This window comes from Bacteroidales bacterium (genome assembly GCA_031275285.1).
Classification (GTDB): domain Bacteria; phylum Bacteroidota; class Bacteroidia; order Bacteroidales; family UBA4181; genus JAIRLS01.
Genome location: JAISOY010000030.1, coordinates 1 through 6,937, shown reverse-complemented (window position 1 = coordinate 6,937; position 6,937 = coordinate 1). Strand labels below are relative to the sequence as shown.

Here is a 6,937-nt window from a genome sequence, read left to right as displayed (position 1 = left end):
CAGAAGTAGCATTCTTTATGGAAAAGGGATATAATTACTGTTCAAAAAAGAATTCATTCAATTCCTTGATGTCTTCCGGAGAATATTCTGAAGTCCCGTCAAAATAAGCATCAATGGCTTTTAACAATTCATCAAAAGAAATATAACCATCATTATTTTGGTCCACTTCTTTAAATTTATCAGGAACCGGCAAAGATTCCCTTACCCTGGATGATTCCTGTGAACGCTTTGCTATAAGGTATGCTTCCACATCCTTACGGGCCAGGGCAGGTTTCCCTAATAACTCTACTATCATATTTTCATTGATTTCTACTCCATATTCATCTACGATAGCTCCCGGCTTGGATACTTCCCGATCCAGATAATCGGGTATCCCATCAGTATCCGTATCAAAAGGACAGCCTACAGAGTCGACAGGAATACCGGGTGGAGTGTCGGGACATTCATCCCATCCGTCAAAAACGCCATCACTATCCTGATCATCATACAGGGCCATGTCAAAATCGTCCAGATCAGCATAAAGATCCTCGACGATCTCGACCTTATCCGACGAAAATAAATCAAAGTGCAACGAAACATAGGAAAACATATACTTATCATTTCCCTTTTTGCCTTTATAATTATCGTTTTCGGATGCATGCGTCATGTCGTCAAACAGATCGGTAAAAGTATAGTGAAAGGAGGTAGCAGTGCGCAAGGTGACCCGCTCCGAAATATTGATGTCAAAACCTACATCCATGGGAATGGATAATGTAAAATTACTGTATTTACCTAAACCGCTACGATTGGCCTTACGTAAATCAGTCTCATATTTATAATCCCGTTGTGTTTCCAATGCATTGGGATTCACATCCTCTGCTTCTATCCTAATGGTTCCGTCAGACCAGTAATGATAACGATGACCATTTTTATCAAAATAATCGGCTTTGGAATTAAAACCCAGCGTCTCAATCCCTAAAGATACGAACGGCTCGATATATTTACCTTTTATTAACGGTTTAAAGCTATAGTGAAGATTGAATCCGAAACTAAAAATAGAAGATTTGAAGTTCAGGTTTTTACTTGTATCGGATAAATTCCAGTTGCCATTCACAAGCCCCTGAGGTACTGTACGCTGAGATCCTGTAATATCACCCGTTAAAAAAACGAGATTTCCTTTAAAACGATGTTTTTTCCCCAGATACGTAGCTACATTTACCCGTATACCTGGTTTTCCGATCGTCAAAGACCGGTAAGCATCATTTACATCTCCAAAGAAATTGAAATAACCTAAACCTATACCGATAACCGGCATATATACCGGATTCTCCACTTCCACTTCACGGGTCAACAAATCGACAATGCTTTCATCATCGTCCTGCGAAAAAGCAGGTAACAATCCTAAAATGATCCCTGCCACAACAAGTGTCAGTTTTCTGAAAGTATTCATCAACTTATTATCTTTATACTACATTATGTATGATCTTTCTACCAGATCATTGATACCATTTTTGATTCAAAGACATCAAAGCTTCCTGTACTGTAATACGACGGCCATTATCATATGCTGTCACAAAAGCACCGGTAAGGGGAGTCGAATTCCTGATACGGACACGATAGTCCCTTGCCATTTTATATTCAGAAAAAGAACCGATCGAATATTTATACCATCCCTCATGCTGTTCTTTTAATACAGAATATTCCAAATTAAATTTTTTGAAATACTGCTGGGTATTGATGAGATGATGCCCTGCTGCCAACTGTAACCTGTAATAAACTCCGGTTTCAGCTGTCAGAATATCGCTATTATCTACGGAGGTAGAAACTGAGGATTGACCGCTTTTTACCGGTTGGCCTGTCGGTTGAGATACGACATTACCTGCATCAGCCACAACTGCCGCTGCCGGAACAACACTTTCCAGGATATGGTCAACAGCTGCCTGTGACAATCCTTCCAATATTTCATTTCTTTCTACAATATTTGCAATCATCGTCTTATCTCCTTCTAAATAAGAAAAAGAGCCGGTAATGCTCATATCCAACGGATTTACTTTGGTTCCCTCATTAGGGACCAGTTTATATTTTACCGTAAAAAACGGTTCCGCCGGCATAACATTCCACACAAACTTTGCTACATTATCAGTATACGAAAAAACAGCCCCTTTAGTTTCAACACTTTCAGCTATATATCCAAAAGGTATCTTTTCTTCTATTTTGGCTAATTTATCTACAGCATCTTTATTTACCAGAAGTGTTACCAAAAAAGCATTTGCACTTTGTACCCAAACCGGCTGTTGGCGCAGGCATGCCACTTTAGTAGCCTGGCTTGAAGGTATAACGAGCGCAGCTGTTTTAACATAATCCCGGACATCCACAATCATAGCAGGATCAACATTCGGTGATGGTGTTATTGTCAATGCCTTCGGCTGGATATCTATAAATTTTCGTTCATTATTTTCTATATAAGAAAAACGCCCCTCTAAATCAATATTCCCGGATAAACGCTCATTGGCTTTTATTTTATAGGAAATCGTAAATTGCTGTTCTTCCGGAAGATTTAACCAGATCAGACGTACTTTTTGATCCTGGAAATTAAAATCGGCATTGGCCGGATCTACCGATTCAGCGGTAAAGCCATAGGGTAAATCCTGCTGGAAACGCGCAAAACCAGTCATATTTCCTTTATGAATGGTAATATTTACCTGTATTTCCGTACCTGCCTCAATGGCATCCGGCATTTCCATTCTTACGATAACATTATTGAAAAAAGAGAGTAAGGCTATTAATAGTACACCCGTAACTGACAGTACAAGAATGCGATTCATAAATTAGATTTGAACGATTTAGGTCATATAATCGAACAAATATACAAAAAGGCATTTAATATTAAAAGTTAGGGCTTAATAAATATTTTGAATAAAACTTATTAATGATCTCAACGGCATCATCAGCATTATCGACTACAGTAAATATTTTAAGGTCATCTGCGTGGATATAATTATACTTCTTAAGCATTACCTCAGTCATCCAATGGATCAAACCTTCCCAATATGACTTGCCGACCAGTACAATAGGAAATTTCCCTATCTTCTCGGTCTGGATCAATGTCAACGATTCGAATAATTCATCAAGAGTTCCGAAACCGCCCGGCAAGGCGATAAATCCCTGAGCATATTTCACGAACATGGTTTTCCGAACAAAAAAATGATCGAATGTGATGAGTTTGTCGGAATCAATAAACAGGTTATGTGACTGTTCAAAAGGCAGGTTTATATTTAACCCCACCGAACGTCCTTTGCCTCTCATTGCTCCGAGATTACCCGCTTCCATGATTCCGGGTCCTCCCCCGGTAATAATACCATATCCGAACTGGGTCAGTTTGAATGCTATCTCTTCCGCCATTTTATAATGTTCATGATCCGGAGGAGTACGGGCTGAACCGAAAATAGATACACAAGGTCCTATTCTGCTCATTTTTTCATAACCTTCCACAAATTCCGACATGATCTTGAATATACGCCAGGAATCCTCGGTTTTTATTTCATTCCAGTTTTTATCGTTAAATGCGCTTTTAATCTTTTCTTCGCTTGCTGAACTCATACTTAATATATTTTTTGAATGTATTAATGGTTATTATTTTACGTAAAAAGTGCGTTTTTGTTCGCTTTTTCAACAATAATTTGATTTTTTATCAACAGATATCACTAAACGAAAATATCATTTGACTATAAATAAAGATATTAGATCAATTTAAATCAGGATGATCTGCCATATATTTTTTGATATTACCTGCAATACGACTGACCAGAAGGGATCGTGCCTCTAAACTTGCCCATGCGATGTGAGGCAATAACAATAGATTTTCTTTTTTCTTCACTTTCAAAAACGGATGATCTTCAGGAAGGGGTTCCCGGGTAAAAACATCCGATCCGGCTCCGGCAATCATCCCTTCATCGATTGCTTTTGCCAATGCGGTTTCATTAACGATACCTCCCCGTCCCACGTTGATCAATAATGCGGATCGTTTCATCAATTGTAGTTGCGGTAAATCTATTAAATTCAAAGTCTGGTCATTTAATGGAGCATGAATAGATACAATATCCGAAGTCTGTAATAATTCTTCAAGAGAAAGATGCTTGTACGGGCGATCCATGTTTTTTCCGGAAGTTGAATGATAGCAAATTTTTGCACCAAAAGCCCCGGCTATATCAGCCACTTTTCCTCCAATGGCTCCCAAGCCTATAATTCCCATTTGTTTCTCGTTAAGTTCCCAAAAAGACGGGCCAAAATGAGTGAACAAACTACTCGAAGAATATTTTCCGCTTTGTATGTAATCATTATAATAATGGGTACGGACCAATATTTCCAGAATTAACGAAAAAGTAACCTGTGCTACGCTGTTGGTAGAGTATCCGGCTACATTTTTCACTTCAATTCCTTTCTTCCCGGCATATTCCAAATCAACATTATTCATGCCGGTAGCCGACACACAGACCAATTTCAAATTCGGACATGCATCCATGACCTCTTTGTTGATCAACACCTTATTAACAATTACAATGTCCGCATTACGTAATCTATGGATACTTTCTTCCGGCATTGTATTTTCGTAGGATGTGTATTCGCCCAGTTTTTTTATTTCATCTAAATTTGGGACATCCCCTATCGTTGCGGCATCTAAAAAAACGATCTCCATTATTATCTGATTAATTTTAAGTGTAAAACAAAAGTTATGCCTGAGCTACAAAATACCGCCATGGTTTGTCTTTCCATTCTCCGGCATAATCAATACCAATACGTTTACCTGTTGAATATTGAGGCTGAAACCCATCATCCTCCATCCATATGCGCGAAGAATCCACCAGATCTTCCCCATAAAAAGTTTTATCTATCTGCAATTTACGGGTCAATCTTCCAGGCCCGTAAAGCCCTTCAAGTCCCCTTATCAAAACAGCCTGCGGTTCATTCTCCTTTCCTGTCACCACATTAAACATCCAATACATACCATATATGAGGTATACATATACTAATCCTCCTTCCCGGAACATGATCTCTGTACGGGAAGTCCGTCCCTTGGCTGCATGACAGGCCATATCTTCATTCCCCCTATACGCTTCGGTTTCCGTAATTCGATACCGTAAAAACTCCTCTCCTACTTTACAAACCAGAGTTTTCCCCAACAACTCCGGAGCAACCTCCAGTACATCCTGCTGGTAAAAATCCCGATCCAAAATTGTTTTATTCATCATTCAGCCTGTTTCTTTATAAACCTGCTGATTTGTATGTATAGATCCTGCCATTCCGGATGGTCGGATAAAAGAGCAATATGTTTATTCATCACGTGTTGATCCTTACGAATAGCCGGACCTGTTTGTACTTTACCCGGATCATTCGATATTATTGCCTTTTGAGCTGTTTCAAGGATCAATGAAGACAATACATCAAAGCTACAACCGGTTTCCTGCAAAATATCTGCGGCAACACCATACATACTATTCACAAAATTACAACCGAAAACTGCAGATAAATGCAAATAGATACGTTTGTCAGAAGGCATCTCATATACCCTGGATGAGACCTTCTGTGTGACCATCCTTAGTTTTTCCAGGTTTCCGGAAGAACTTGCCTCTATAAAAACAGGTATATTACTGAAATCGACAGGACGCTCTTTGGAAAAAGTCTGTAAAGGGTACATGACACCATAATTTTCCAGTTTTCCGGAAAATATATCCATAGGGACACTCCCAGCCGTATGCACCACTAACTGCTCCTTTACAGGCAACCTATCCACCAGCCCTGAAATAGCATCATCACTTACAGAAATAATGTATAATGATGCATCTGTAACAATTTTATCTATTGAAACGGTATAGTTTGTCTTCAATGCATCAGCCAGATCAGTCGCTGATCTTTTTGACCGGCTGTATACCTGGACAATATCAAAACCCGTATCGTACAATGCCTTGGATAAATGTGTTGCGAGATTCCCCGCTCCGATCATTACGATTTTCACTATTAAAAAATATTAAGTAATACTAAACATTTAATGTCATATTTAAAAACGTAATCAATTTGACCAGTGTGGCTTAAGAAAAAAACAAATAATACTAAGTGCTTAAAACACTGGATAAATATACAACTTTTATTTTCGCAACCTGGATTTTAAATAATTATCCATCACTTTCGGAACAGCATATTGATGGATATCCGACCATGGTACCTGTATCTGCCCTTGTATACACATTGGTTGATCTATATGTATTTCGTAAAACCGGATTTTCAATATACGATGGGTCAAACGGTGAATGACTTCTGCAGCCGGCATTTGGACGGCAGGTACCTGGCCGGAAAACCAAGACTGCCACGATTCCGAATATTCCAATGCCTCAGGTTCAATCTGAGTATCTGTTTCAATCATAGGGAATTCATATAATCCCTTCCATATGTCCCCTCCGGAACGTTTTTGCAGGTATGTATCATTCTTGTAATTTACCACTAAATAATGAAAGTACCGTGTTTTGATATTCATTATCTTGGATTTGACCGGAAGTTCCGATACCAGTTCCTTGGCATACCCAACGCAAAAGGATTTAAGAATACATATTTCACAATCAGGATTATGTGGTACACACTGCAGTGCACCAAATTCCATAATAGCCTGATTATAAATAGCAGGTGAAGATCTGACCATCGTATCTTCGGCACATTTCCGTATCTGTTTTTTTCCTTCTGTCTTATCAATTGGATATTGTATTCCATATAAGCGGGCAATTACCCTGTTAACATTTCCGTCAACCACCGGAACGGCTTCTCCAAATGAAAATGATGCAATAGCTGCTGCAGTGTAGTCTCCAATACCCTTAATATTGACCAATTCACTATATGTTTGAGGAAATTTCCCCCGGTACACTGAAACAATATAATTCGCAGCAGTATGCATATTTCTTGCCCGGGAATA

General features: G+C 38.9%; 7 protein-coding genes. All 7 read right to left on the bottom strand.

Annotation, left to right across the window (positions count from 1 at the left end; translation table 11 throughout):
- Nucleotides 1–34: 34 nt before the first annotated feature.
- Nucleotides 35–1,429, bottom strand: coding sequence for a hypothetical protein (locus LBQ60_02690; protein ID MDR2036811.1), 1,395 nt, complete (start codon nt 1,427–1,429; stop codon nt 35–37).
- Between the two features lie 46 nt (nt 1,430–1,475).
- A complete protein-coding gene (locus tag LBQ60_02685; GenBank protein MDR2036810.1) occupies nt 1,476–2,804 on the bottom strand; it encodes a hypothetical protein in 1,329 nt (442 codons plus the stop codon).
- 61 nt (nt 2,805–2,865) lie between these two features.
- Nucleotides 2,866–3,579, bottom strand: coding sequence for a TIGR00730 family Rossman fold protein (locus tag LBQ60_02680; protein ID MDR2036809.1), 714 nt, complete (start codon nt 3,577–3,579; stop codon nt 2,866–2,868).
- Nucleotides 3,580–3,724: 145 nt separating this feature from the next.
- Complete coding sequence (locus LBQ60_02675; protein ID MDR2036808.1) at nt 3,725–4,675, bottom strand: D-2-hydroxyacid dehydrogenase; 951 nt, start codon at nt 4,673–4,675, stop codon at nt 3,725–3,727.
- A 34-nt stretch (nt 4,676–4,709) separates the two neighbouring features.
- Nucleotides 4,710–5,228, bottom strand: a complete 519-nt coding sequence (locus LBQ60_02670; GenBank protein MDR2036807.1) for a DNA-3-methyladenine glycosylase — start codon at nt 5,226–5,228, stop codon at nt 4,710–4,712.
- Nucleotides 5,225–5,992 carry a DUF2520 domain-containing protein gene (locus LBQ60_02665; protein MDR2036806.1) on the bottom strand — a complete coding sequence of 256 codons (768 nt, stop codon included), beginning with the start codon at nt 5,990–5,992 and terminating at the stop codon, nt 5,225–5,227. The genes LBQ60_02670 and LBQ60_02665 overlap by 4 nt, the downstream gene beginning before the upstream one ends.
- 129 nt (nt 5,993–6,121) lie before the next feature.
- Nucleotides 6,122–6,937, bottom strand: an 816-nt coding sequence (locus LBQ60_02660) for an NUDIX domain-containing protein (GenBank protein MDR2036805.1), incomplete at its 5' end; no start/stop codon positions are given.

Excerpts from the sequence above, each read along its gene's own strand:
- LBQ60_02675 (MDR2036808.1), bottom strand. The coding sequence starts at position 4,675 with ATGGAGATCGTTTTTTTAGATGCCGCAACGATAGGGGATGTCCCAAAT.
- LBQ60_02670 (MDR2036807.1), bottom strand. The coding sequence starts at position 5,228 with ATGATGAATAAAACAATTTTGGATCGGGATTTTTACCAGCAGGATGTA.
- LBQ60_02685 (MDR2036810.1), bottom strand. The coding sequence starts at position 2,804 with ATGAATCGCATTCTTGTACTGTCAGTTACGGGTGTACTATTAATAGCC.
- LBQ60_02680 (MDR2036809.1), bottom strand. The coding sequence starts at position 3,579 with ATGAGTTCAGCAAGCGAAGAAAAGATTAAAAGCGCATTTAACGATAAA.
- LBQ60_02690 (MDR2036811.1), bottom strand. The coding sequence starts at position 1,429 with ATGAATACTTTCAGAAAACTGACACTTGTTGTGGCAGGGATCATTTTA.